Consider the following 1,645-nt stretch of genomic DNA (forward strand, 5'->3'; position numbering starts at 1 on the left):
CAATTAACGTGGATTTATTATCACGTTGTTACAGTTATTGGTATAATTTCTTGAGGTGTACTTTCANTGGATTTATTATCACGTTGTTACAGTTATTGGTATAATTTCTTGAGGTGTACTTTCAGATGCAATTGAGATCGTATCTTCAATTTGTTTTGAAACTGAACTAGATTGGTTTGTTTTCAGTTTTAGTATTTGTTCAATCTCTAAACATCTTTTTCTGATTGTAATTGTAGTGAGTTCAGAAGCTACTGCTATTCTAAGTTGTGTTACATGTTCTTTAACTTGAAGTGCTGCCAAGTATAGTGACCCTGCAGCTAACGAAATAGGTTTTTTCCCANGTGGAAGCGGTGACCTTTGGGATGATGCTGCAATTGAGATCAAGTCATCTGGATAGAATGTACAATTAACGTGGATTTATTATCACATTGCTATAGTTATTGGTGTAATTTCTTGAGATGTAGTTTCAGATACAATTGAGATCGTATCTTCAATTTGTTTTGAAAGTGAACTAGATTGGTTTGTTTTCTGTTTTAATATTTGTTCAATCTCTAAACATCTTTTTCTAATTGTAATTGTAGTAAGTTCAGAAGCTACTGCTATTCTAAGTTGAGTTACATGTTCTTTNGCTCTCCTTCAATTTGCGACAAAATCTCAAGTGCTTTTCTCTCGGCCTTTCCACTTATTCTGGCTTTTATTGCTATTTTGGACACATAATGTGCAGGATCTGNCATGTTCTTTAATTTGAAGTGCTGCCAAGTATAGTGATCCGGCTGCTAACGAAATGGGTTTTTTCCCGGACATCTCAGACTCTCCTTCAATTTGAGACAAAATTTCAAGTGCTTTTCTTTCAGCCTTTCCGCTTATTCTTGCTTTTATTGCTATTTTGGACACATACTGAGCAGGATCCTGGACTCCTACATTCATCTTCATTTCTCGCAGTAACAACTTGTAGTAATGTATTACATTTTTTCTACTACAATTCTCATGCAAGCTTTCCATTTTATCTATGGGAAAAAGGACACCTGCATCTTTACATGCTATGTATATTGTAGCAGCAACTATTCCTGTAATGGACCTACCTCTGATCAGTTTTTTATTCAAAGCTTTTCGATAGATGTAGCTTGCTCTCTCTGCTATTGATTGACTTATTCCAAGCATTTCGCTTATCCTGCGTATTTCTCTTGTGGCCTTGTTGAGATTTTTTGTCTTTGAGTCGTTTGAGATTGTAAACTTGTTCAGCCGCCTGAGATTTTCCATTTCAGAATGTCCACGAATTTGTTTTCCAAAAGCATCAACATTTTGTTTGCCTATTAATGTGGATAATCCTATATGGTACATCATCTGAGAAGTCTGTTCGTTTGTATTTTCATTTTCAGTATATGTGGAAACAAAATCTGCATTATCGGAATTGGCAGAATAGAAACGTTCATCAATAACAACCGCACAATGGCTACAAATTCTTTCGCCTCTATCAAGGTCTGAGACAAGTTTTCCATTGCATGATGGGCATGTCATGCCATAAGAATTTGTTGAGATATTTTGTAGTGACATGTACCACAGATGATATTCTAGTTTTAAAGCTCTTTGCTAGATAGTACATTAATTTTTTAACATAAAAATTCCTTAGAAGAATTTTCCATTA

At 34.8% G+C, this 1,645-nt stretch carries 1 protein-coding gene and 3 pseudogenes; all 4 read right to left on the reverse strand.

What is annotated here, in order from left to right; all coding sequences use genetic code 11:
- Positions 1-78: 78 nt before the first annotated feature.
- Positions 79-340, reverse strand: a pseudogene (locus tag DYY66_RS15580) (hypothetical protein); the annotation flags it as partial.
- A gap of 1 nt (position 341) precedes the next feature.
- Positions 342-384 (reverse strand): annotated as a pseudogene (locus tag DYY66_RS15585) (hypothetical protein); the annotation flags it as partial.
- 39 nt (positions 385-423) lie between these two features.
- Positions 424-627, reverse strand: a 204-nt coding sequence (locus DYY66_RS12835) for a hypothetical protein (protein WP_218583558.1), incomplete at its 5' end; no start/stop codon positions are given.
- Positions 628-731: 104 nt separating this feature from the next.
- Positions 732-1,554 (reverse strand): annotated as a pseudogene (locus DYY66_RS15590) (transcription initiation factor IIB family protein); the annotation flags it as partial.
- Positions 1,555-1,645: the final 91 nt, after the last annotated feature.

It is taken from the genome of Candidatus Nitrosotalea sp. FS, assembly GCF_011319475.1.
GTDB lineage: Archaea > Thermoproteota > Nitrososphaeria > Nitrososphaerales > Nitrosopumilaceae > Nitrosotalea.